The following is a 394-nucleotide window of genomic DNA, read 5'->3' as shown; positions in this document are numbered from 1 at the left end:
CGGGAGTGTATGGACCGGGGACATAGCGAACACTTTGTTCGGAGACATAGCGAACAGTTAACGAAGCTTTTTCCCTGATATTACAACCCCGGTCACTCTGTCAATTTGCGCAATACGATGGCTTCCCCAGAAGACATCGTATTGCCCATCCTCAACACTCTCTCGTACACCTACACGCTCGCCTTTAAAGCCTTTCCCGAGCCTCCAGGGCTGACCCTGCCAGTAGATCTCACCTTTAGCCTGCACCTTTCGTACATGAAGCTCAGCACCGTACTCGATGGCAGGTAGCACCTCCTGATACTCCCGTGCGCTGGGCGTATAACGAGACGCTGGTACCTGCATGCCTATGCCACCGTGCGGGCGCTCGTAGTTGTAGATCTTGCGCCATTCGTCC

The 394-nt window shown here is 54.3% G+C and carries 1 pseudogene; it reads right to left on the bottom strand.

What is annotated here, in order from left to right:
• Positions 1-57 precede the first annotated feature (57 nt).
• Positions 58-394: pseudogene (locus GHO42_RS25820) on the bottom strand (IS481 family transposase); the annotation flags it as partial.

It is taken from the genome of Pseudomonas sp. FSL R10-0056 (assembly GCF_009600105.1).
Taxonomy (GTDB): Bacteria; Pseudomonadota; Gammaproteobacteria; order Pseudomonadales; family Pseudomonadaceae; genus Aquipseudomonas; species Aquipseudomonas bubulae.
This window is presented reverse-complemented; position numbering and strand designations above follow the sequence as displayed.